Below are 24,709 nucleotides of genomic sequence, written 5' to 3' on the forward strand. Positions count from 1 at the left end.
CAGGTGGAACGGGAAGGCGAAGGGGCCGCGGGTGACCGACCAGGGGGCGACACAGGACGGGACCCGGTTCCCGCCGGGAGCGCAGATCCTCGTACGGGACGAGGAGTGGCTGGTCCGCAACACCATCACGACCGAGCGTGACGGTGAGCGGATCGAAGCGGTCGGTGTGTCCGAGTTCGTCCGGGACGAGGAAGCCGTCTTCTTCAGCGGGATCGACACGGTCGAACTGCTCGACCCCGAGAAGACCCGCCTGGTCCCCGACACCTCCTCGTACTTCCGGCGCAGCCGCCTCTTCCTCGAAGCCGTTCTGCGCAAGACGCCGCTGCCGCAGTCGGAGCGGGGGCTCGCCCTCGCGGACCGCTTCCTGCTCGACCCGCTCGTCTACCAGCAGCGCCCGGCCGAGCTCGCCCTGTCCATGCGCAACCTCCGCCCCAGGGTCCTGATCGCCGACGTCGTGGGCCTTGGCAAGACGCTGGAGATCGGCCTGACCCTCGCAGAACTCATCCGCCGCGGCCGGGGCGAGCGCATCCTGGTCGTGACCCCCCAGAGCATCCTGGAACAGTTCCAGCACGAACTGTGGACCCGTTTCTCGATCCCGCTCGTGCGGCTCGACTCGCTCGGCATCCAGCGCGTCCAGCGCGAGCTTCCGGCGGGCCGGAACCCGTTCACTCATTACAAGCGCGTGATCATCTCCGTGGACACGCTCAAGAACATCGGCCAGTACCGGCACCACCTGGAACGCATCCGTTGGGACGCCGTCGTCATCGACGAGTCCCACAACCTGATCAACCCGGGCAGCCAGCGCCGTGCCCTCGCCGAGACGCTCGCCCCGCGCACCGATGCCCTGCTGCTCGCCAGTGCGACCCCGCACAACGGCGACAAGCGATCCTTCGCCGACCTGATCTCCCTGCTCGACCCGGCCGCCATCGCCGACCGCGACCACTACGACCCAGAGGCGGACCTAGGTCACCTCTACATCCGGCGCACCAAGATCAGCCCCGAGGTGCGCGACGAGATGGGCACCGAGTGGCCCGACCGAGGCCCGACCGTCTCCCTCCACTGCGCCGCGACCGAGGCGGAGGAGCGGATCTTCACCGAACTGACCGAGCACTGGCTGCCCGCCCCGCCGGCGAGCACGGAGTTCGGCACAGCCGACGAGGACCGCACCTCGGTCGCCACAGAGCAGCTCTTCGCCTACCAGTTGCTGAAGACGTTCCTGTCCTCCCACGTCGCTCTCGGCGAGACGGTCGAGAGGCGCGTCGCCTCACTCGCCGACCGTGTCCGCAAGGCCGGGGAGAAGGGGCTGCGGCCCGACCCGGCCATCGGTCCCGAGCAGGCGGCCCTGGCCCGGCTGCGGGAGATCATCACCGGTATGGGCGACGGCACCGCTCCCAGTGACTCCGCCAAACTCGACGCGCTCGTGGGGCAGTTGAAGGAGATCGGTGTCGGTCCGCGGTCCACCACCCGGGCGGTGGTCTTCTCCGAGCGCGTCCGCACCCTCACCTGGCTCGCCCAGGTCGTCCCCGCCCGACTCGGCTTCCCGGTCGCGGCCGACGGCACGGCCAAGGCCGTGGCCGTGATGCACGGCGGCCTCAGCGACGACGAACAGGGCGACGTCCTGGAGACGTTCGGCCTCGCCGACACCCCGGTCCGGCTGCTGTTCACCGGTGACGTCGCCTCCGAGGGCGTCAACCTGCATCGCCAGTGCCACCACCTGATCCACTACGACATCCCGTGGTCGCTGATCCGCATCGAGCAGCGCAACGGCCGTATCGACCGGTACGGGCAGAAGTACGAGCCCCGGTTCAGTGCGATCGTCCTCACCTCGGCCGTCCCCGGCGCCAAAGACGACCGCACGGTCGCGGAGAAGCTGCTCCGCCGTGAGGAGGAGGCGCACAAACTGGACGGCACCGCCGAGGCCGTGTCCGGTTTCTACCGGGCCGAGGAGGAGGAACGCCGGCTCATCAGGGAACTGGTCAGGGGAGGCACCGTCGAGGACTTCCTGGAGCCCGACCCGGCCGCCGACACCGCCCTCGCCGAGCTGTTCGGCCAGGTCGACACCGTCACCGAGCAGGAACTGCCCGTACGCGCCGAACAGATCTCCCTCTTCGAGGGGGACACGGCCGCCTTCGTCTCCACCGCCCTCGAAGAGGTCTACGAGGAGCGCGCCGAGGATCTCGTCGGTCTGTCGTCCGGCGCCGACGCCAGGGGCGGCGCGTACTTCTCGCTGTCCCCGGCCATGGCCCCCGACCTGCTGCACCGCCTCAAGGCCCTGCCGCCGTCCTACCTGAAGGAACAGCGGGTCGCCGAGCGGATGCTGGTCACCTTCGACCGCGCCCTCGCGCAGCGCAAGCTCACCGAGGCCAGGGACAGCAGCACCACCATGTGGCCAGAGGTCTCCTTCCTCACCGACATCCACCCGGTGGTGGAGTGGCTCACGGACAAGGTCCTCGTCGAGTTCGGCCGGCAGGAGGCCCCGGTCATCACCACCCCGCACGTCGCCGGCCCGGTGTTCCTCGTCCAGGGCATCCACTCCAACGCCCTGGGCCGTCCCACCGTGGTGCGCTGGATGGCCGTGACCGGCCTGGGCACCGAAGGCACGCCCGAGGTGCGCCCCATGGCGGACGCGCTGCGCGACGCGAAGGTCGGCCCGAGGCTCGCCCGTACCGGCGGGCCGGCCGACCCGGACCGTCTTCAGGCCCTCGTCCCGGCCGCCGTCGCCGCCGCCCGCGCCCACCTGGACGCCGGGCGGGCCGAGTGGGAGGAGACGATCAGCGAACCTCTCGCCACTTACCGCGCACACGTCGCCCAGTGGCGCACCGACTCCCTGCTGCCCGGCCTCTCGGGCCGCCGTGAACGCCTTGTCGAGGGGACCGCCGACGAACTGGCCCGGCTGCTGGACCAGTTGCACACCACCGGCCGCCCCCTGCTGCGCGTCCTGGCCGTCCTCGACCGCCCCGGCACCCCGACCGCCCCCGAAGCCCAGGCGGAGAACCGAGCATGACGTACGACTCCCTCGTCAACCACGGCGACTACCTCTCGGCCCACTACCTCGCTGAGGTCCTCCCCAAGGACCTCAAGGCCAAGGACGGCCTCCTCACCCGCTGGGCCGCCTTCGAGGAGGAGGAACGCCGCCGCCACGCCGACGCCGTCGCCGAGGCGAAACGCCAGGGCCTCGACCCTGCCGCAGTCCCCCCGCGCGCCCGCACGCCCCGCGAGACGCTGCGCGCCCTGCACGGCCCCTACTTCGCGGGCCGCGCCGCCCTCGCCCAGGACGCGGAAGCCCTCGCCGAACCCGACGCGCCCGTCCCCGCGGGCTGGCGGAAACGCGTCACCGAACTGCACCTGGACACCCTGCGGGCCCTCGGCTACACCACTGCCCACGAGCAGACCGTCACCGTCCACCGCTCCGACCACGAGTACACCCTCCAGGTCGTCAGCGCCGAACCCGGCCTGTACGCCGTCTCCTGCGGTTGGACCACCGAACCCGACGCCGCCCTCGACCCGGACGGCGCCGGCCGACTCCTGCACCCCGTGAAGCTGGAGGCGTCGCTGGAGATCGAGGACGCCAAGGCCCTCACCGACTTCCTCTTCGCCTGCGACACCCCGCCGCGCTACGTCCTCCTCCTCGTCGGCGGCGTCATCGTTCTCGCCGACCGCCTCGCCTGGCCCGAGGGCCGATACCTGGCCGCCGACCTCGACGCAGCCCTCAACCGCCGCGACGACCGCCACGGCGGCGAACTCGACACCCTGGCCGCCCTGTTCGGCGCCGACTCGCTGCGCGCGCCCGCCGAGGGCGGCACCGCACCGCTCGCCGCGTTCGTCGACAACTCCGGCAAGCACGCCGTCGGCGTCTCCACCGAACTGCGCGAGGGTCTGCGCCTGAGCGTCGAGTGGATCGCCAACGAGGTCCTGGCCCGGCTGCGCGAACCGGAGAACGGCGTCACCCCGGCCGACCTCGACGACCCGGCCCGCCTCGCCAAGGAACTCAGCCGCGAGTCCCTGCGCTACCTCTACCGCATCCTGTTCCTCCTCTACGCCGAGGCCAGCCCTGCCCTAGGCATCCTGCCCTCCGACTACCCCGAGTACGAGCAGGGCTACGGCCTCCAGCGCCTCGGCGACCTCGTCCTGCGCGACCTCGTCGGCGAGCGCTCCCGGCGTGGCTACCACCTCTACGAGTCGCTGAACCTGCTCTTCGACAAGGTCGAGAACGGCCACCGCCGCTACGGCACCGAGCCGGAGGACCTGAAGGCCGAGGCCGCCGCCCGAGAGGCCGCCGATGCGGAGCACGAGGCGGACCGGCTGCTCGCCGCCGGCTCACTCACCCGCGCCGAGCACACCGAACGCGTCCGTGAGGCCGACCGCGTACGCCGTGCCGCCGCCCGCAGCACCAGCGCGGGCCTGCGCTTCGAGGCCCTGCGCTCCGAACTGTTCACCAGGGACGCCGTCCGCCTCATCGGCGACGACCGGATCGAGAACCCCGCGTACCGGGGCGGCGAGGGCGAGACGCGCCGCCCGTTCCTGGACACCCGGCTGCGCAACGAGACCCTGCACAAGGTGCTGCGCCGCCTGATGCTCACCCAGGGCCGGGGCAGGGAGCGCGGCGGCTTCATCTCGTACGCCCAGCTCGGCATCAACCAGCTCGGCGCGGTGTACGAGGGCCTGATGTCCTACACCGGTTCCATCGCCGAGAAGAAGCTGTACGAGGTCGCGAAGGGCGGCGACCCCTCCGGCGGCAGCTGGACGATCCCCGCCGACCGCGTCCAGGACTACGACGACAGGTTCTTCGTCCAGCGGACGGACCCGGAGACAGGCCGCCTGGAGCGGGTCGTCCACGACGAGGGCACGTTCGTCTACCGCCTGGCCGGCCGCGACCGCCAGACCTCCGCCTCCTACTACACCCCGAAGTCCCTCACCGAGGTCACCGTCGAGCTCGCCCTGAAGCACCGGCTCGACCAGCGCGGCACCGTCACCGGGGCCCGCGAACTCCTCGACTGGAAGATCTGCGAACCCGCCCTCGGCTCGGGCGCGTTCCTCAACGAGGCCATCGACCAGGTGGCCGCCGAGTACCTGAGACGGCGTGAACACGAGCTGGGCCGCCGCGTGGACCCCGAGCTGCGGCAGATCGAACTCCAGAAGGCCAAGGCGTACATCGCCCTGCACAACGCCTACGGGGTCGACCTCAACGCCACGGCGGTGGAGCTCGCGGAGGTCTCCCTCTGGCTCAACTCCATGCACCCGGGCATGCGCGCGCCCTGGTTCGGCCTGCACCTGCGGCGCGGCAACTCCCTCATCGGCGCGAGCCGGAAGGTGTACAGGTCCGACGCCCTGACGGGCGGTGGGTGGCTGGCGAAGAAGAGCACGCTCCCGCCGACCGACCTGCCCTTCCGCGACGGCCCGCTGCCCGAGGGTGCGGTCCATCAGTTCTTGCTGCCCGCCATCGGCTGGGGCGCGGTCGCGGGCGAGCCGGAGGCGAAGAGACTCGCCGAGGACGAGGCCAGGGCGCTCGGCGCGTGGCGCAAGGGAGTTCAGAGGGCTCCGAAGGCACCGAAGCCGTTCCAGGAACGCGGCGAGGAGACCACCGAGGCACGGCAGAAACGCTACGACCGGTGGCTCAAGGCCGCCGACAAGACCGAACTGGGCCGGTTGCAGGGCGTGGCCCGGCGCGCCGAGTTCCTGTGGTCGCTCGTCGCGACCCGGCTGGAACTCTCCGAGCGGGCCGTCGCCCGCCGCGTCGACGTCTGGGGCGCCGACTGGCTGGAGCAGTCCTCGGAGGCAGAGGACAAACAGAAGGTCCTCGACGACCTGACCCGGCACGGCACCCCCTACTGGCGGCTGAAGACCGTCATGGACGCGTGGTGCGCCCTGTGGTTCTGGCCGCTGGACAAGGTCGCCGAACTCGACGGCACGGACCCGGTGTACGAGACGGGTGGCGCCCTCGTCGACGAGTCGTCGGTGGCGGGCCTGCTGCGCGGGCCCCGGGTCGAGGCATCTGCAGCGTCGACCGGTTCGGCTCCCGGGGATCAGGTGTGGAGGGCGACCGGCCTGTTCGACGACCCGGACGGCGAGCAGGAGGAACTGGGCGCCGACACCGGGACCGGGCGAAGCGCGCCGGGCCGCAAGTCCGTCGCCCGGCCACCGGAGCGAAAGACCGTCCCGCTCCAGAGCCTCGGTGACTGGCTGGACTTCCTGGAGAGCGTCCTCGGCAAGGCCGACATGCCCGAGAACTCCCTCCTCTCGGGCATCGAGAACCTCAAGCCCGACGAGGCGCTGGAGCTACTGGCCGACGTCGAGGACCGCCTGGAGGGCTTCCTGGGCATGCGCCCGGCCCGGCTGCTGCCGTTCCGCTACCCGTGGCTGAACACGGTCGAGGACATCGCCGGCACCACGGAGAAGGATATAAAGGCCGAGGACGGCCACGGCTTCTTCCACTGGGAGCTGCACTTCGCCCATGTGTTCCGGGGGGCGGGGGGCGGGTTCGACCTTCAGGTGGGGAATCCGCCGTGGGTGCGGCCGGACTGGAACGAGAGCGTCGTACTGGCCGAGTTCGATCCGTGGTTCCAACTCTCCGAGAAGCAGCCGGTCGCAGTGCAGAGGCAGCGCAAAAGCGCGCTTCTGACGCACGTTGCCCGTCGCACGGTGTACCTGCGTGAATTGACCGCGACGACGGGCACGGCCGAGATCCTGGGCAGTGCTGTGACGTACCCGCTGATCTCCGGAACGCGCCCTGACCTGTACCGAGCGTTCATGTGCCGTACCTGGGAACATCTGGGCCAGAGCGGCACCATCGGCCTGGTCCACCCCGACTCCCACTTCAGTGGGGACAAGGAAGGACGGCTGCGGGAGGCCGCGTACACCAGGCTGCGCGTCCACGGCGACTTCGTGAACGCGGGCAACCGCTTCTTTCCGCCGCCCGTCGGTCGGTCCAGCCACTTCGGCGTGCACATCTACGGGCAGGCGGGTGAGATCGGTTTCGACCATCTGTCCTGGCTCTTCTCGGTGGATGCCCTGCGCCTGTCGGCGGACGACGACGGTACGGCTCCCGACCCCGGGGTCCGCTACGGAGCCAGCTGGGACGAACGCCCGCACCGCAAGCGGATCGTCCGAGTTGATGAAACAACGCTTGCCCAGTGGAAGAAGCTGTCCGGCGATGAGACACAGCCGACACGTCAGGCGCGTCTGCTGTCGCCGGTGAGTACGGCTGAGGCTGATGCCATCACGGCACTGGCGGCCTATCCGGTGCGGTTGGCCGAATGGGATCCGCAGATCACCAGCGGTTACAACGAGAAGACCGCCAAGGACGACGACCTCATCGGCTACAACACGCCCGACGACTCAGGCGCGGTCCGACGACCCGCCACCTGGTCCGACGTGATCCTCAAGGGCCCGCAGATCGGCCTGGCCAACCCCATGTTCAAGCAGCCGAGCCAGGGCGGCGGCGAGGTCCTGGGCCTCAACCCGCTGACGCTGGCCGACGATGCCGTGCCCGAGTCCGACTACGTGTATGTCGCGAAGCCCGAGGTGTACCGGGCCGCGCAGGACGTGTGGAGCGACGGGAGGACTCTAGAGCAGCTCAAAGCGTCCGAGCGTGAGGTGACTCGGGCGCGGAGGGCTGCGGCGGGGCGGTTCGGAGTGGAGCTGGCCGAAGTTACCGAGGAGCAGGTGGAGGGGCAGCTGCTGGGGCGGTTGCGGAGGCCGTATACGGAGTTCTATCGGGTGGCGTGGCGGGAAATGATCGCGCCCGACACGGAGCGCAGCCTTTACGCGGCCCTGGTGCCACCTGGTGCGGCACACGTTGACCTTGTGCACAGCGCGACGCTCGGTAGCACTCGCCTGTCTGTCCTGACGGCTGGCTTCTGGAGCGGCCTGCCTGTTGACTACCTGCTCCGAACGACCGGTGTGGGCCATCTGAAGAAGGCGCCTGCCCGTCGAATGCCAGCGCCCCAGGCGGAGCATCCTCTCGCTGCTGCCCTGCTCCTTCGCACACTCCGCCTCAACTGCCTCACCAGCGGCTACGCAGAGCTCTGGGAGGAGCTCTACGACCCCACCTGGCCGGCCTACGAACCATGGGCGTGCAACTGGCCGAACCTCCAGCCGCTGCACACCGTCGGCCCAGCATGGAATCGGGACACCCCGCTGCGAACCGAACGGGCGCGGCGTGCGGCCCTCGTGGAGATCGACGCGCTGGTTGCCGTCTGGCTAGGCGTGAGCGCCGACGCCCTCGTGGCCATGTACAAGTCCAGGTTCCCGATCATGCAGGACTTCGACTCCGTGACGTGGTTCGACGCCAACGAGCGCAAGATCGCGGGGAATCGCTACACCTACGGCTTCGGCCAGACCAAGGACCACTACGACCACCTCCTCGCCTACCAGAAGAAGGAGCGCCCCGATCCCCCCGAGGGCTACACCGCCCCCTTCTACAAGGCCAACCGCGAGGAGGAAATGCGCGAGGCGCACGCCCACTTCACCGCGAGGCTCAACAAGACCCACGACAAGGGCAGGTGAGCGAACGACAACGCCCCGTGCCGGACGCGTCCGGCACGGGGCGGGGCGTGAAGGTCAGCTCTGAGCGGTGTAGTCGACGAAGCCGTTCCACGCGGTGGGGGAGAGGGCGAGTTCGGGGCTTCGCCGGTCCTTGGAGTCCCGCACGTGGATCGTCTGAGTGCCCCGCGCCACCTCGACGCAGGCGTCACCGTCGGAACCGCTGTGGCTGCTCTTGAACCAGGCCCGTTCGTCGATGCCGCTCATAGCGCTCCTCGCAGTCGCTTCAACAGGCTTCTGGAATCTTCGGAGTTGAGAGCCTGTGAACGCAGTTCCGCATACTGCTGGAGCGTGATGCTAATCTCCTTCGGGTTCGTGATCAGCATCCCGCCACGCTGGCCCTCCGCGTAGCCGGACCACTTGTTGTCCGGGGACTCCTGGAGCATCAACGGGCCGTCGAAACCGGCGTGGTCGGGCTGGTGCAGCGGCATGATCTGCAACTCGACGTTGAACTGCGACGACCGCTCCAGGAGGCTGTCGAGCTGCTCCCGCATCACCTCGGGGCCGCCGGTGCCCCGCTCGTGAGCGCCTGCTCGATGATGAAGCTGAATGCGATCGGCGGCCTGCGGTCGAACAGTCGCTGCCGTTCCAGCCGGGCCACGACCTGCTCGGCCACCTGCTCCTCGTCCTTCACGGGCGGGACGCTCTCCGTCACTGCCCGCGCGTACGTAGCCGTCTGCAACAGGCCTGGAATCACCCGGCAATCGTAGGTCCACAGCGTCACCGCCTGGGCCTCAAGGCGAGCCCACTGCCGGAACCAATTGGCCAGCCCCGCCTGCCGGGTGAGATGCGGCATCGCCTTCCGCAGGGCTCCGGTGTTGCCGGTCGCCACCTCCCCGCGCTCGACGAAGTCGCAGTCGGGCATGCGGCGCCCCAGCTCGACCGAGGCCACGTGTGCTTCGAGAAGCGGACCAGGGCGGCGAACTCCTCGCGGCTGTGGCCCGCGTGCTCTCGTAAGGCCTGGACGACAGCGCCGAAGGTGCGCAGACTGTCCGAGACCCCGGGCTCGCCGCCGCTTCCCGTTCCCGCCCCGTCGTCCGTGTTCTCGTAGGCCACCACAGGCCACCTCCCGCGCACCGGTCACGCCGTACCGCTTCTGACTCGCCCCCATCGTGACGCTCGGCGACTCGTACTGTCCACCGTATGTGCGCGCACGCTGACCCTGCGTACGCGCCCGGCGCGGCTCGCGGAGACCGGCCGGGGTTCCTGCTCGTGGAAGCCCTCGCGGACCGGCCCGGACCGTCGCGCTGACACGCCGTAAGACCCGTCTATAGGCTGGGCCGGGAAAGGCATCGAGCGGCGGCGGAGGGCAGCGGGGACTATGACGGACCTGGAGGACAGCGCCGGCGGCAAGGGTGCCGGACGGAACCGGACCGCAGGATCCCGGGGGTACGCCGTGGCGGGAGATGTCGACGCGCCGGACGCTCTCTTCCTGCCGCTGGGCGCGCCCCTCGAAATCGGGTCCGACGGTCGGCCGACCGGCGTGGAGCTGGAGCTCCCTGACGACGAGGGCGACGAGGGCTACAGCGACGCCGACGGCATCTCCGCCCCCTTCCCGCCCGACAGCATCAAGATCCACACGGAGACCACCACGGTGGATATCCTCCTCTCCCGTCTCCGGGAGGGCATGATCGACCTCGCGCCGGACTTCCAGCGCCGGGCCGGGATCTGGAGCGACCGGGCGCAGAGCCGCCTCATTGAGTCGCTGCTCCTGCGCATTCCGATCTCCGTCTTCCACATGGCCCAGGACGACGAGGACAAGTGGGCCGTGGTGGACGGCGTTCAGCGGCTCACGGCCATCGCCCGGTTCATGGAGCCGAGGCTCACCGGCCTCGGCCCGCTGACCCTCCGGCGCTTGGACTACCTGTGGAACTTCAACGGCAGCACGTACCAGGATCTGACTGGGCGGCTGAAGATCCGGCTGCGCGAGACCCAGCTCACCGTGCATGTCCTGCAGCAGGGCACGCCGGAGGCCGTCAGATACAACGTGTTCTCCCGGATCAACACGGGCGGCGTGCCGCTGGAACCGCAGGAACTGCGGCACGCGCTGGTGCGGGGGCCGGTCCGGACGTTCCTCGCCGACCTGGCCAAGGGTCCGGCGTTCGGTGAGGCCACCCGGTGGAGCGTGTCCGACGAACGGATGGCCGACCGGGAGATGGTGCTCCGCTTCCTCGCCTTCCGCCTGAGTAATCCCGCCAGGCATGAGGAGAAGGACTTCGACAAGTTCCTCATCAACGCGATGTACAAGGTCAACGCGCTCACCGACGAGCGCCGGGAGGAGCTGGCGCGGGAGTTCCGGGTCGCCATGCAGTGCGCTCATGACCTGTTCCGGGAGCATGCCTTCCGCAAGTGGCATGGAGGGAAGCGCAGTTCACCCGCTATCAACAAGCCACTGTTCGAGACGATCTCCGTCCAACTCGCGCTTCTCGACGATCACGAGCGGGACCGACTGGTAGCGTCCCGGGAGAAGGTGCTCAACAGGTTCTTCACGCTCATGGACGACTGGGACTTCGACCGGTCGATCTCCGTGGGCACCGGGGGCCCGGCGAAGATCCGCACCAGATTCAACGCCATGGCACAACTGTTCCGAGGGGTGGCCGAACAGTGATCGACCGTCTGACGCTGCACAACTTCAAGGCGTTCCAGGACGCGTCACTGCCGCTGGGTCCTCTCACCCTCCTCACCGGACTCAACTCGTCCGGCAAGAGCAGCGTCCTCCAGTCGATCGCCCTGCTGCGCCAGTCGTACGAGGCGGGCGACCTCGACGTCTCCCGGCTCCTGCCCGAGGCGCGACGGGCCGGATTCCGGGGCGAAGCCGGCAACCAGGGCTTCCTACTCAAGGGCGAACTCGTCGGCCTCGGCACCGGGGACGACGTCCTGCACGAGGACTTCATCGAGGAAGAGCCGCTGATCGGACTCGGCGTGGACGAGGGGCCGTACCACTATGGCTGGACCGTCGCGTACGAGGCCGAGCAGAACTTGCTGCCCCTGCGGGACGTGGAGTCGCCGCTCACCTCGGAGGGAGCCGCGGCCCCCACCGGACCCGAGGCCGTGACACCCTCGTTCCTCACCGCTCCCTTCCAGTACCTGCACGCGGACCGGATCTCGCCCGCCGAGTTCTACCCGCGCGACCACCAGGCCGTCATGGGCCGCGGTTTCCTCGGCGTACGCGGCGAACACACCGTCAACTACCTGCGCCTCCACGGCGACGACGCCGTCCCCGAGGGCCCGTTGCGCCACCCGCGTGCCGAGTCCGACCTGCTGCGTGACCAGGCCGCCGCCTGGATGGGCGATCTGTGCCCCGGGGTGGACATCCGGGCGGACGCCATCGAGGGCGCCGACGCCGTGCGCCTCTCGTACGGATTCCAGGGCACGCTCGGTCCCACCAGGCGCCGTCGTCCCAGCAACGTCGGATTCGGCCTCACGTATGTCCTGCCCATCGTGGTCGCCTGCCTTACCGTCCGGCCCGGTTCCCTGGTCCTCCTGGAGAATCCGGAGGCGCATCTGCACCCGATGGGGCAGACCCGGATGGCGGAACTCGCCGCCGCGACTGCCGCGCAGGGCGCTCAGGTGATCATGGAGACGCACAGCGACCACGTCATCAACGGTGTGCGGCTCGCGGTCAAGCAGGGACGCATCGCCCCCGGACAGACGGTGTTCCACTACTTCCGCGGCGACGGTTCCGGTGCGCAGTTCGTCAGCCCGCGGATCGACTCCGACGGCATGCTCGACCAGTGGCCCGCCGGCTTCTTCGACGAGCTGGAGAACACGCTCGACCAGCTCATCGGCTGACACCCGCCTGGGGAGGGCGGGACGAGGCGCACACACCATCGCGGAGGGGGAGACGTGCCGCAGCTGTTCCTGAACGAGAAGTCCTGTGAGACGACAGCCGATGCGGAGCGGGTCAATAGTGCCATGACCGAGCTGGTGAGGGCCATCGTCGCCGTCGCGGGCGTGGACCGTCCCGGCACGGTACTGGTCGCCCGCGAACCGGTGAAGGCCTTACAGCTCGCCAAGGGCCATCCCATCGCCAAGTGGATCGGTACCCCGGGTACCAAGGAGCTGTGGCAGCGGCTGCTGGTCATGCAGACCAAGTACCCGCACGAGGACGCCTTTCCCGAGGGGGAGACCTTCTCCGACGTGGCCTACAGCCACGACGGCGTACCCGTGACCGGGCTGGGGGCAGCGCACCTGATGGGCGGCGTAGGCGTCTCACTGCCTTTGGATGCCCGCTGGGACGCGGACCGGATCACCCTCGAACGGGAGGAACTCCTCGACGGCGAGGACGGCGGTTCGGCGCTCACGGAGGTCGAGATCCGGCACGCCGCCACCCGTGAGCACGTCGCCTCGCACCTGCCTTGGATACGCGAAGAGCAGGAAGCCGCCCTGCGCGGTGACCTGAGCGCCATCCGGACCGGCGCGGAGCTGTGGGAGCGCTGTGTCGAACTCTTCCCCCACCTCCTGTTCCTGCCCCATGTGGAAGCGCAGGTGCGGGGGCTGAAGCAGTACTGGGTCCACCCCGTCCGCAAGCGGCTCGCGGAGATGGACGGCGCGGTCCTGGACTGGGACGCCGCGACCGAGCCGGACGGACCCGAGTGGGGGTCGATCGTGACGCCGGAGCATCCGGGACGCAAGCGCGAGTACTGCCTCTTCACCGACCTGGACGGTGAGCCGAGGTACTTCGGCACCCACCTGCGCTTCACACCCGACGAGGGGCGGGTGCACTTCCGGTTCGTGAAGGAGACCCGGCGGGTCCACATCGCCCACATCGGGCGGAAACTCGGAATTTGAGCGCCCACGGGGGTCAGCCCGGCCGCCCCGACTAACGTAGCCGGTGAACGGCCGCCCACCGGCCCCACCAGCACCAAGAAGGAGCGCGCGTGCGTCCCACCCTCGCCGCCGACCAGGTACGGGACAGTCTGAGCCAGTACCTCGCGACGACGTACGCGCTGGCCGACGAGAGCACGCGCCGGGCCCTGGAGAACTTCCTCGGCGACCCCGAGGACGGCATCTTCCGCGGCCCCTACCTCCGCGTCCGCACACCGTTCCGGACCGCCGACGGCACGGACTGGAAGCGGCACCTGACCTGGTACCCCGACCTGACCCCGTACCGGCACCAGGAGCGGGTCTGGGAACGACTGTCCACGCTGCACGGTCCGGCGCGGCCTACCCTCGTCACCACCGGCACCGGGTCCGGGAAGACCGAGTCGTTCCTGATTCCGCTGCTCGACCACTGCTACCGCGCACGGCAGGCCGGCCGGGAGGGCGTCAAAGCGATCCTGCTCTACCCCATGAACGCCCTCGCCACCGACCAGGCCCACCGCATCGGTGAGCGGCTCGGCGATCCCAAGGACACCCGGCTGCGCGACGCGGGCGTGCGGGCCGCGCTCTACATCGGCGACACGCCGTCGCAGGAGTTCAAGCAGGCCAACCCGATGATCACCGTCGACCGGGACGAGATCCGGCGCACCGTACCGGACATCCTGATCACCAACTACAAGATGCTCGACCTGCTCCTCCAGCGGCCCGAGGACCGGCGGCTGTGGCAGGACCCGGCGCTCGCCTACGTCGTCCTTGACGAGTTCCACACCTACGACGGCGCCCAGGGCACGGACGTCGCGATGCTGCTGCGCCGCCTCGGGTCGGTCACCGGGCTTGCCGAAACCGGCCGCCCACTGGGGCCGGTCTGCCCCGTCGCCACCTCCGCCACCCTCGGCGAGAACGGCACCGGCAACGGCCGGGTGGGCATGAGGGAAGTCGCCGAGCAGGTCTTCGGCGTACCGTTCCCGCCCGACGCGGTCGTGGGCGAGGACCGGCGCTCCACCAAGGACTTCACCGGCGAGAGCGACTTCGGCCTGCCGTTCCCCTCGCCCGAGGAGGTCGACGCTCTCGGCGACCCCACCCGTGACGCCGGCGCCATGGACGACCTCGTGGCCGGGTTCACCGGTCTGAGCGGACCGAGCCCCGAGGAACTCGGGGCCGTGCTGCGCCGCCACCGGCTGACCGCGGCCGTCCTGGAGATCCTCGACGGCACCCCGAAGACCCTCGCCGAGATCACCGAGGTACTGCCCCGCTACGCCTACCACTGGGGCGTGGCCGTACAGCAGCGCCCGCGTCTCGCCGCCCGCGCCCTCGCCCGCTACGTCGCCCTCCTGTCGTACGCCCGCGACCCGGAGCACCCCGGACGGCCGTTGCTGTCCGTCGAGATTCACCACTGGGTCCGCTCCGTATCCCGGGTGCTGCGCGGCATCGGCGTGGCACGCGCCGAGTTCCGCTGGGACGACGAACGGGTGACCGCCCGCGGGGGCCTGGCCCACAAGGGCCCGGGCCCGGCCGCCCGGCGCTCCCCTTACGACGGGGAGGAAGCGGCCCTACCGCTCGACGCCGCCGGACAGGGGGTCGTACCCGCCGACGACAGTGCGCCGCCGCCCGCCGAGGTCTTCCTGCCGGCCGTCTTCTGCCGAGAGTGCGGACGTTCCGGCTGGGCCGCGTACTCACCGGAGGTCGACCCCGCCGACCTCGACCTGAACGCTACGAAGATCCGCCGCGCCTCGGTCGGGCGCGACAAACGCCGGGTGCGCAACATGATCGCTGCGACCCCGCGCGAGGTGCACCAGGCGGCCTACGGGGCCGGACCCGAACGCCGGCGCGGCGGATCCACCGTAATGGTCCTGGAGGGCAGCGGCGGACGGCTGCGGCCCCTGTCGCCCGAGACCGACTTCACCGACGCGGAGGGTCCGGAGGACGCGGACGGGCCGCTTCGGCCACGGGCCCCGCACAACGCCGCGTTCGTCCACGCCGACCTCGCGGGCGAACGGGCCGCCGAACGCGACCAGTGCCCCGCCTGCCACACCGCCAACTCCATCCGATACCTCGGCACCGGCCTCGCCGCGCTCGCCGCCGCCGCCATCACCCAGCTCTTCACCGGCGGCGAACTCGACAGGAACCTCAAGGAGAACAAGACCCTTCTCTTCAACGACTCCGTCCAGGACGCCGCCCACCGCGCCGGATACGTCGCCAGCCGCTCCTACACGTTCTCGCTGCGCGCCCTCCTCGCCAGCCGCATCGACGAGAACGAACCGATCACCCTGAACGACCTGGCCGCCGACCTGATAGAGGATGTCGTCGACAGCAAGGCCGTGCAGGCCGCCGTCATCCCGCCGGACCTGCACCCGGTGCGGGGCGTGGACACGCTGCTGTCCGGCCGCAGCCGTGGCTCCAGACCCACGTGGGAACTGATCGCGCAGCGCCTGGCGTTCGCCACCGTCATGGAGTTCGGTCTGCGGTCCCGGCAGGGCCGCACCCTGGAACTCACCCGCACCGTCGCCGCCGACGTGCCCCTGACGGACCCGGATGCCGCGGCGGACCTCGTACGGGAGCTCCTGCTCACCACGCCTGGAGAGATCGCCTTCGCGGACGGGTCGGTCCCCGGGCCCGACCAGTACGTCGGATTCTTGCGCGGTCTGCTGGAACGCATGCGCATCCGGGGTGCCGTCCGACACGCCTGGCTGGACCCCTGGCTGGACCAGGCCGGGGTGCGCCGGTGGGCGATCTGGGGCGGGCGCGAGACCGGGATGCCCGCCTTCCCCCGGGGCGTGTCTGCGCCCGCCTTCCTCCTCGGCACTCCCAAACAGGGCAGCGAGGACTTCGACGTACTCACTGGCCGCCTCGGCTGGTACCAGGACTGGGCCGTACGTTCCCTCGGCCTGCGACCGGACACGGCCGCCGCCTTCCTGACACGGCTGCTGCCCGCGCTCGCCGACCTGGGCGTCGTCTCCGTACGCACCGCGCTCGACGGCGCCACCCGCGTCTACGGACTCCAGCCCGGCCATATCCAGGTCCGCAAACTCGCCGACGACGCCCTTCCCGACGCCACCGCGCACTGTCCGCAGTGCTTCTGGGAACAGACCGTCCACCCAGACCTCGCCGACCAGTGGCACGGTCGGCCCTGCCCCCGCTATCGCTGCGACGGCATCCTGAACATCGGCCGTGACCTGGACAGCGGACTGCGTCAGCGGGACTTCACCGACGACTTCTACCGGCGCATGTACCGCGAGGCCGGCGTCTTCACCATCAACACCGCCGAGCACACCGGTGCCCTCAGCCGCGCCCGGCGCGAGACGGTGGAGAAGGCCTTCCGCGACGGAATCGACGTCCACTACGCCAACCCGCAGGTGCTGTCCTGCACCCCCACCCTCGAACTCGGCATCGACATCGGCGATCTCTCCGCCGTCGTTCTGGCCTCCCTGCCCAAGGGCCCGGCCAACTACATCCAGCGCGTCGGACGGGCGGGCCGCGCCACCGGCAACGCCTATCTGCTGACCATGGTCGACCGGGGCCCGCGCGACCGTTATTATCTCGAAGATCCTCGACTCATGATCGCCGGGGACGTCCTGCCGCCCGGCTGCTACCTGTCCGCCGCCGAGATCCTGCGCCGCCAATACCTGGCCCACCTCCTCGACCTCGCGGGCGCCGGACGGCTCACCGCTCCCGACGGGACGCCCCTGCGGCCACTGCCGGCACGCGCCACCGAACTGTTCGGAACCTCGGCCTGGCAGGCCGAGTTCGCCGAAGCCGCCCTCGCCGACGGCCCTCAGCTCGTACGGAACTTCCTGGACCTCTTCCCGTCCTACGACGAGACTCGTGGCACCGGCGTCGACCCACAGGCCCGCGCGGCCCTCGTCACCTACGCCACCGACCCGGGCGAAGACGGACTCGGCGGTGCCCTGCAATCGGCGCGCCGGCGCTGGGAGGACCGCCGCGCCGAACTCCAGCGCCGGACCGAGGCCATCGACCGGGCGCACGGACTGCTCGTCGCCGGCGACCCAGACCACGAACGGCAGGGCCGTGAACTGCGTGCCGAACGCCGGGACGTGGCACGTGTAGCCCGCGACATCGTCCGTACCACCGCGCACGGCGCGCTTGTCGATCTCGGTCTGCTGCCCAACTACAGCCTGATCGATTCCGCCACCGAACTCGAAGCCACTCTCACCTGGACCGAGAAGACCGCCGACGGCCGGCGCGAGAACCACAACAAGACCATCCCGCACCGCCGTCCCGCCCGCCTCGCCCTCACCGAGTTCGCGCCCGGCAACCACTACTACGCGCAGGGCTACAAGCACCGCGTCACCGGACTGGACATCGGTAGTTCCGGCCGCCCGGCCTGGCTCTGGTGGCGGATCTGCCCCGACTGCGGCCACGTCCGCACCCACCGGGCCGAACAGGACGCCTCCCTCTGCCCGCGCTGCCGCTCTGCGGCCATCGGAGACGTCGGCTGCCTGCACAAGGTGCTGGTACCGCGCCGCGTTACCTCCCGGGACGAACGCGACGACGTCCGCGTACGCGACGACAGCGACGAACGGGAGCGGCGGCATTACACCGTCGTCCCCGCCGTCGACATCGACGCGCGCGATGTCGAACAGGCCTGGAAACACCAACACGCCACCTTCGGCTGGGAGTTCACCAGACAGGCGCACATCCGCCACATCAACGTCGGAGCCACCCGAGTGGAGGGCGGCACCGATACGGCCTTCGCCGGACGGGAGATCCGCCTCAACCCCTTCTGGGTGTGCGACGCGTGTGGCTTCGCCGACCCGGACGGCGGACCCGCCGTGCACGACGCGGGCGACACGTCCACGACCGCCAAGTACCACCGGCCCTGGTGCCCCAGGCGTCGTGCCGATGCCGCCACGGCACGACGGGGCGAACGGGTCCTGCTCGCCCACGAACTGCGCACCGATGCCCTGCGCATCCTCATCCCCGCTGTCACCGCGTACACCCAGGAACGCCTCGCGTCCTTCAAGGCGCTGCTGCTGGCCGGTATCGCCCGCAGCTACGGCGGCGACCCCGACCACCTCGCCGTCGTCACGGACTCCATGCCCGACGAGGGTGGCGAGGCGGCGCACCGCCGCCATTTCCTCGTGCTGTACGACACCCTCCCCGGCGGCACCGGATATCTGCACCGCCTCGCCGGCCGGGACGGACTCAAGGGCGTTCTGGAGGACGCACGCGAGGTCGTCGAGACCTGTGTGTGCGTGACACAGGGCCGGACCGCCTGCCACCGCTGCCTGCTGCGGCACGTCACCGACAGCGAGTACGAACTCGTCTCCCGCGAGCATGCCCTGGACATGCTGGGCGACCTGTTCGGCCGGACCGCCGACGGGTGGAGCGTCGGACCGGTCGCCACCACGCGGGACATCACCCTGGTCCACCAGGTGGAGAGCGAACTGGAGGCCCTCTTCCGGCGCGGGCTGCTGGAGTGGGCCGAGCAGGTGGACGACGTCAGCGTCCGCACCGCGCTCACCGCCGACGGCACCAGGGACACCACCCTGCGCTTCACCGCACCCGACGGAACCGTCCGCGGCTGGCGGATGGAGACCCAGACCCCGCTCGGCTTCACCCGGCCGGACGTCGTCTTCCGCAGCACCGACGACGACCGCCGCGTCGCCGTCTACCTCGACGGGTACCGCTATCACGCGAGCCCCGCGCACCTCACCGCCGAGGAGGACACGGCCAAGCGCACCCGGCTGCGCACGGAGGGCTGGCAGGTCTTCCAGCTCACCTGGGACGACGTGCGGGCCTGGACCGGGCAGGCCAGGCCGCCCGCCGACCCCGCGTGGAAGCCGTACCCGAACACGGCGCAGAAGGCGGCCATGGACGTTCACCGGCGCATGCACGCCGGAGACACCCGCGACCTGCCGCGCCTGATGTGGGCCAACCCGGTGGACACACTGATCGGCTACCTCACCGACCCCGACCCCGGCCTGTGGCGGCGGCGCACCCAGAGCACGCTCGCCGGCTTCGCCGCCGTGTCGGCCACCAGCAGAGCCCTGACCGACGGCGAGGACATCGCACGCGGGATCGGCGAGGCGCTGCATGGGCGGCGGCTCGCCGGGGGACATGGTGCCGTCCAGGTCATGGCGACCCGGGACACGTCGGGATGCCCGCTCACCATCGTGCTCGACCTGCGCAGGGGACAGACCGGGGCGGCCTGGACGGCGCTGACCGTACTCGACGACGACACAGAAACGGCCGCGGAGGACGAGGCCGCCCATCGCAGGCGCTGGCAGGCATGGCTGTACTGGAGCAACCTGCTCCAGTTCCTCGACGCGGGCGAGGGGGACGGAGTCCAGCTCACGACGGGCATGCTGCCCGGATTCGACCCGGCCGGGTTGGCGGTGACCGGGGGAGCCGGATGGCTCACCTCGCAGCGCCGGGCGCACGAAGCGGCGGCGGGCGGGCCGGTGCCGGAAACGGACCGAGCGGGCGCCGCCGAGCAGGCCCCCGCGGCTGTACGCGATCCGGCCTGGGACGAGGTCATCGAGTTCCTCGTCGACGATCCCGGGCTGCCCGCTCTCGCCCGGTCGCTCGCCGACCGGGGCCTGCCCGCACCGGAGGCCGGCTTCGAGCTGGGAGCAGCCGCCTGGCCCGCCGAACTCGCCTGGCCCGCCCCGCGCGTAGGCGTCGTTCTCGCACACCGGCCGGACCCGGTGACCGCACGGGACATCGACGCCGAACAACGGGACCGGGTCTACCGGGAGGCGGGCTGGCAGGTCCGTACCGCGACGGAATGGGACGCTGACGAACTCGCCCGGCTGGTGAACGGCGACGCACCCAGGGCGACGAACGAGCACGAGGAGAACGAGCGATGACGGTCACCGGCACGCCGAGGACGGGCGTGACCCTGCGCCTGCTCGACAAGGCCGACAAGGAAATCGTCAGACTGGACCGCGCGGTTCTCGGGGCGTTCTACAAGTTCCAGCACGACTTCCGCCGCAACCCCGACGCAGGCGGGTTCCAGCTCAAGCAGCTGGAAGGCCACGACCGGCTCTGGTCGGCGCGCGTCAACCGGGAGTGGCGGGCCCTGATGATCCGCCTCGGCGGCGACGACTGGCTGCTCGTCTCGGTCAAGCACCGCAGCCACGTCCACCAGAATCTGAGCCGGTTCAACTACGGCATCAACCACATCACCGGCGCCATCGAGTACGTCGACCTCCAGGTCGTCGAGGAGGGCGCGCTCCGCCGTGAACTCACGCCGGAGCATGCGGACGTGCTGGGGCTTCAGGGCATGCCGGAGTCGGCGAAGACACCGGAGCCGGCGGAGAAACCCCTCTTCGCCGCGTACACCGACGAGCAGCTCGCGGACCTCGGCGTCGCCGGGCCGCTCATCCCGCTCGTCCGGAAGCTCACCACGGACGACGAACTGCTCGGTCTCGCCGAGTACGCCCCCCGCCACACCGGGGAAGTCCTCCTCCGGCTGCGCGACGGCGTCCCGTACCAGGAGGTCATGGAACAGGTCACCGCGCCCGTCGCCGTGACCGAGCCGGAGAAGAACCTGGACACCGACGACTGGCAGGCGGCGCTCGACCGCTCGCAGACCGTGGTGATCACCGACGACGAATCACTGCAGAGCATCCTGGAGGAGGGCGATTTCGGACGCTGGAAGGTCTTCCTGCACCCCACCCAGGAGAAGCTGGTCCACCGGCACTACTCCGGCCCCGCGCGGGTCGGCGGCGGCCCGGGGACGGGCAAGACGATCGTCGCCCTCCACCGCGTGTGCCATCTGGTGCGACAGCTCCCGCCCGGCCGCACCCGGCCCGTCCTGCTCACCACGTTCAACCGGAACCTCGCCGTGGACCTGCGGTCCCGGTTGCTTTCCCTCGGCGGCCCCGAGGTGCTGGCCCGCGTCGACATCACCCATGTCGACCAGCTCGCCACCCGCATCGTCAGCGAGGCCGACCCGGGCAACGCGAAGCGGCGGATCGACGACACGGCCGCGCTGCGCGAGTGGCGGGCGCTGCTGGTGGAAGCCGGGGAGTCCCGCTGGAGTGCCGAGTTCCTCAGTGACGAGTGGAACCAGGTGATCCTCGGCCAGGCGGTGGCGTCCAGGAGCGAGTACTTCACCGTCCGGCGGGCCGGGCGAGGCCGCAGTGTCACCCGTGCCGAACGCGCCGGCATCTGGCAGCTCGCCGAACGCTTCACCCAACGTCTGGAGACCAAGGGACTGGAGACACACCGCCAGGTCGCGGAGCGGGCCGCACGGCTGGAGACCGCCCGCCGGGCCAGGATCGACCGGCTGTCGGAGGAACGCGAGGAGCGCGGCGGTCTTGAGAACCGCCACGTCGAGGCCGGCTCCGGTGCCCGGTTGAAGCACCGCTACCGGCACATCGTGGTCGACGAGGCCCAGGACCTCAGCCCCGCCCACTGGAAGATGCTGCGCGCCATGGCGCCCGCCGGGCCCGACGACATCTTCCTGGTCGGCGACACCCACCAGCGGATCTACGACAACCAAGTCACCCTCGGCAGCCTGGGTGTCCACATCCGCGGCCGTTCCTCCCGACTGACCCTCAGCTACCGCACGACCCGGGAGATCCTCCGGGACGCCGTCCGGGTTTTGGACGACATCGACTACGACGACCTCGACGGTGACGTCGACACACTCGCCGGATACCGTTCGGTCCTCCACGGCCGGGCCCCTTCGCTGCGCGGCGCCCGGAGCTGGGACGAGGAGATGGACCTCGTCGTGGATCAACTGCGGGCCTGGCACGACGTCCCCCGCGAGGCCACGGCCATCTGCGTCCCGACCAATGACATGGTCACCCAGCTCGCCGACCGCCTCGCCCGCCGCGGCATCACGGCGACGGAGATCACCCCGGACGGGCCGCGCGGCGACCAGGGCGTCCATATCGGCACCATGTACCGCTTCAAGGGCCTGGAGTACCGCTGCCTGATCATCGCCGGGGTGGCCGAAGGGCTTGTTCCCCGCGCCTCCGTGGACGCGTGGGAATACACGGATCCGAGCCGCCATCAACGGGAGCTTCATCGGGCACGCTCGCTGCTCTTCGTCGCGGCGACCCGCGCCCGTGATGCGCTCGCCATCACCTGGCACGGTGAACCGAGCCGTTTCCTTTCACCACTGCTTCCGACCGAGTGAAAGGGATCCCTTTCCCCGACGGTGGCCGACCGTGAGCACGGCTGCACCGCCCGGCGCGGATCGGGGCCGATGGCCTTGCAGTCATCAAAGGTAGGACGACACGCTGTCTTTGGCTCACGAGCCGGATGTGGCCTGCAACGAAGTTCCACGGACTTCGTACACGTGCGGGCGTTGCCGGGTAGCGTTGGTGACCTTGGGTCTTCTTGTACTTTGTCGCGAATCCCGTGCTGGGATAGTGCTGGGATGACTCTGCATTTCCGCAGGTCAAACGGGTTGCGGTGGAGTTCCGGTTCAACGTCTGAGCGGATGAAATAACACCACGTCGCTGACGTGGCACATATGCAGGTCAGAAGGGGTCGGACTCGGTCGAGTCCGATCCCTTCGTCGTCACCGTGCTGGATGGGTGCTGGATACTCTGACGTGGGGTCAGCGGCAATCAGGGTTCGTAAACAGTGGACCGGTGTCCCACGTGAACGACCCAGACCACCAACTCTCCGTTGTCGATCGTGTAGACGACGCGATGGTCACCGACGCGCAGACGGCGTCGGTCGGGCTGGGACACGAGTGCGGTGGTGTTGAAGCCGAGGGGGTCGGTCTCCAGCTCGGTCAGCTTGGCCAGGATGCGCAGCGCCATGGCGCGAGGGATCTTCCGGAGTTCGGCCTGCGCCTCGGGGCGGAAGACGGTTCGGTGCTCACTCACCGCGCGCCAGCGTCTCCCTCATGATGTCCTCGATCGGGATGCCGGGAGCAGGGTTGGCCATGCGCTCGTCGATGATCCGGTTGATCTCGCGCTCTTCCCACTCCTGGTACTTGCGCAGTACCTCGATGGAGACCACGGCGGCGACTTCCTTGCCCCGGCGCGTGATCACCGTGGGTACGTCGTCGCGATCCGCGCGCTCCACGACCTCGGCCAGATGTGCGCGCACGTCGCGGATGGACTCTATGGGCAGCGGCTGCGTCATGCGCTCAAGCGTACCGAGTGTCCCATGTGTACACAACGGCTGGAATCCGTGGTGCTTCATCGCTCGTCAGGCGGGGTCCGGCTCCTCGGAGTCGGCCCCCGTCCCGGAAGGCCCTCAGCCCGGTGAGCCCCTGAAGCCCCGTCCTTCGAACCAGACGACGGCTTCCGCCGCGATTGTCGGGATCAGCAGTACCGCACAACACACCAAGCCGAACAGCCCGGCCTCGAGCCAGTACACCGGATGCCAGTCCATGCACGCGAGCGGCGGTGAGCAGCCGGTGCCTACCGGGGTGGCCGGTGACCCCTTCTCGGCGTCCCCGGTGGCGACGCAGAGTACGGAGACGACGGCCGAGGCGGACAGCAGGGTCCAGCGGATCCAGTGGGGGCCCCACCACGACGCGATCCATCCGGCGATGGTCACCGCCGGCAGGATCCACACGTAGCCACTGATCATCCGCGCCCGTCCCCGACCACTTCTCCGAAGCCGAGCCGCTCCGGAACCGCTCAGCAGCCTTTCAAAAACCGTGTCGAGCCCCGCCGTCCACCGACACCATCACCCCGGTCACGTACGACGCCGCCGGAGACAGCATGAACGCGCCCGTGCGGCCGAACTCCTCCGGGGTCCCGTAACGGCCGAGCGGGATCGCCGATTCGTTGGCGGCCCGGCTGGCGTCGGGGTCGGCGGACAGGGCGTCCAGTTCGCGCATGCGGTCGGTGGCGATGCGGCCCGGGAGGAGGCCTACGACGCGGATTCCGCGGGGGCCCACTTCGTCCGCGAGGGATTTCGCGAAGCCTGCCAGGCCGGGGCGCAGGCCGTTGGAGATGGCCATGCCGGGGGCCGGTTCGTGGGTCGTGCCGGAGAGGACGAAGCCGATGGTGCCGCCGGGCTCCAGTTCGGCCGCGGCCGCTCGGGCCAGTCGTACCGCCCCCAGGAACACCGATTCGAACGCCGCCTGCCACTGTGCGTCGGTGGTGGCCGCCGTGTCGCCCGCGGGCGGGCCGCCGACGCTGACGAGGATGCCGTCGAAGGCGCCGAACAACTCCCTTGCGGTGGCGATCAGTTGGTGTGGCGCCTGGGGGTTCGAATTGTCTACGGCCACTCCCGCCGCGTTCGGGCCCAGCCCGGCCGCGGCCTCGGCGGCGCGCTTCTCGTCGCGGCCGGTGATGACCACCTTGGCGCCGTCGGCGACCAGTTCGCGGGCGACGGCGTGGCCCAGCCCGCGGGTGGCGCCGGTGAGGACGTACACCCTGTTCTTCAGTCCGAGGTCCATGAG

General features: G+C 70.2%; 12 protein-coding genes and 1 pseudogene. 7 read left to right on the plus strand and 6 right to left on the minus strand.

Going from position 1 to position 24,709, the window contains the following annotated elements; all coding sequences use genetic code 11:
* Positions 1-31: 31 nt before the first annotated feature.
* Together OG223_RS33745 and OG223_RS33750 are read left to right on the plus strand one after the other, a co-directional pair.
* Positions 32-3,004, plus strand: a complete 2,973-nt coding sequence (locus OG223_RS33745; RefSeq protein WP_329256650.1) for an SNF2-related protein — start codon at positions 32-34, stop codon at positions 3,002-3,004.
* Positions 3,001-8,505 carry a hypothetical protein gene (locus OG223_RS33750; protein WP_329256652.1) on the plus strand — a complete coding sequence of 1,835 codons (5,505 nt, stop codon included), beginning with the start codon at positions 3,001-3,003 and terminating at the stop codon, positions 8,503-8,505. The genes OG223_RS33745 and OG223_RS33750 overlap by 4 nt, the downstream gene beginning before the upstream one ends.
* A gap of 54 nt (positions 8,506-8,559) precedes the next feature.
* On the opposite strand, the gene OG223_RS33755 is transcribed toward OG223_RS33750, so the two are convergent.
* A complete protein-coding gene (locus OG223_RS33755) occupies positions 8,560-8,748 on the minus strand; it encodes a DUF397 domain-containing protein (protein WP_329256654.1) in 189 nt (62 codons plus the stop codon).
* Positions 8,745-9,597: pseudogene (locus OG223_RS33760) on the minus strand (Scr1 family TA system antitoxin-like transcriptional regulator). The gene OG223_RS33755 and the pseudogene OG223_RS33760 overlap by 4 nt, the downstream one beginning before the upstream one ends.
* Positions 9,598-9,862: 265 nt before the next feature.
* Between OG223_RS33760 and OG223_RS33765 the strand changes: the two are divergent.
* The 5 genes from OG223_RS33765 to OG223_RS33785 all read left to right on the plus strand — a co-directional run bounded on the left by OG223_RS33765 (position 9,863) and on the right by OG223_RS33785 (position 22,474).
* Entirely contained in the window at positions 9,863-11,149 is a 1,287-nt protein-coding gene (locus OG223_RS33765) for a DUF262 domain-containing protein (RefSeq protein ID WP_329256656.1), read from the plus strand.
* Positions 11,146-12,333 (plus strand): AAA family ATPase, encoded by a 1,188-nt coding sequence (locus tag OG223_RS33770; RefSeq protein ID WP_329256658.1) that lies wholly within the window; start codon positions 11,146-11,148, stop codon positions 12,331-12,333. The genes OG223_RS33765 and OG223_RS33770 overlap by 4 nt, the downstream gene beginning before the upstream one ends.
* Positions 12,334-12,456: 123 nt before the next feature.
* Positions 12,457-13,332, plus strand: coding sequence for a hypothetical protein (locus tag OG223_RS33775; RefSeq protein ID WP_329256660.1), 876 nt, complete (start codon positions 12,457-12,459; stop codon positions 13,330-13,332).
* Positions 13,333-13,421: 89 nt separating this feature from the next.
* On the plus strand, positions 13,422-20,192 hold the full coding sequence (locus OG223_RS33780; RefSeq protein ID WP_329256662.1) for a DEAD/DEAH box helicase: 6,771 nt from the start codon (positions 13,422-13,424) through the stop codon (positions 20,190-20,192).
* Positions 20,189-22,474, plus strand: coding sequence for a UvrD-helicase domain-containing protein (locus OG223_RS33785; protein ID WP_329256664.1), 2,286 nt, complete (start codon positions 20,189-20,191; stop codon positions 22,472-22,474). Before OG223_RS33780 ends, OG223_RS33785 begins: the two co-directional genes overlap by 4 nt.
* Before the next feature lie 436 nt (positions 22,475-22,910).
* On the opposite strand, the gene OG223_RS33790 is transcribed toward OG223_RS33785, so the two are convergent.
* The 4 genes from OG223_RS33790 to OG223_RS33805 all read right to left on the minus strand — a co-directional run bounded on the left by OG223_RS33790 (position 22,911) and on the right by OG223_RS33805 (position 24,706).
* Complete coding sequence (locus tag OG223_RS33790; protein WP_329256666.1) at positions 22,911-23,174, minus strand: type II toxin-antitoxin system RelE family toxin; 264 nt, start codon at positions 23,172-23,174, stop codon at positions 22,911-22,913.
* A complete protein-coding gene (locus OG223_RS33795) occupies positions 23,167-23,436 on the minus strand; it encodes a type II toxin-antitoxin system Phd/YefM family antitoxin (protein ID WP_019434848.1) in 270 nt (89 codons plus the stop codon). Before OG223_RS33795 ends, OG223_RS33790 begins: the two co-directional genes overlap by 8 nt.
* A 114-nt stretch (positions 23,437-23,550) precedes the next feature.
* On the minus strand, positions 23,551-23,889 hold the full coding sequence (locus OG223_RS33800) for a hypothetical protein (RefSeq protein WP_329256669.1): 339 nt from the start codon (positions 23,887-23,889) through the stop codon (positions 23,551-23,553).
* Between the two features lie 61 nt (positions 23,890-23,950).
* Positions 23,951-24,706 (minus strand): SDR family oxidoreductase, encoded by a 756-nt coding sequence (locus OG223_RS33805; RefSeq protein WP_329256672.1) that lies wholly within the window; start codon positions 24,704-24,706, stop codon positions 23,951-23,953.
* Positions 24,707-24,709 lie beyond the last annotated feature (3 nt).

Source organism: Streptomyces sp. NBC_01478 (assembly GCF_036227225.1).
In the GTDB taxonomy this organism is placed as follows: domain Bacteria; phylum Actinomycetota; class Actinomycetes; order Streptomycetales; family Streptomycetaceae; genus Streptomyces.

Bases quoted from the DNA above. Each gene is read 5' to 3' on its own strand.
- OG223_RS33800 (WP_329256669.1), bottom strand. From the start codon at position 23,889: ATGATCAGTGGCTACGTGTGGATCCTGCCGGCGGTGACCATCGCCGGA.
- OG223_RS33775 (WP_329256660.1), top strand. From the start codon at position 12,457: ATGACCGAGCTGGTGAGGGCCATCGTCGCCGTCGCGGGCGTGGACCGT.
- OG223_RS33785 (WP_329256664.1), top strand. From the start codon at position 20,189: ATGACGGTCACCGGCACGCCGAGGACGGGCGTGACCCTGCGCCTGCTC.
- OG223_RS33755 (WP_329256654.1), bottom strand. From the start codon at position 8,748: ATGAGCGGCATCGACGAACGGGCCTGGTTCAAGAGCAGCCACAGCGGT.
- OG223_RS33795 (WP_019434848.1), bottom strand. From the start codon at position 23,436: ATGACGCAGCCGCTGCCCATAGAGTCCATCCGCGACGTGCGCGCACAT.
- OG223_RS33805 (WP_329256672.1), bottom strand. From the start codon at position 24,706: ATGGACCTCGGACTGAAGAACAGGGTGTACGTCCTCACCGGCGCCACC.
- OG223_RS33765 (WP_329256656.1), top strand. From the start codon at position 9,863: ATGACGGACCTGGAGGACAGCGCCGGCGGCAAGGGTGCCGGACGGAAC.
- OG223_RS33750 (WP_329256652.1), top strand. From the start codon at position 3,001: ATGACGTACGACTCCCTCGTCAACCACGGCGACTACCTCTCGGCCCAC.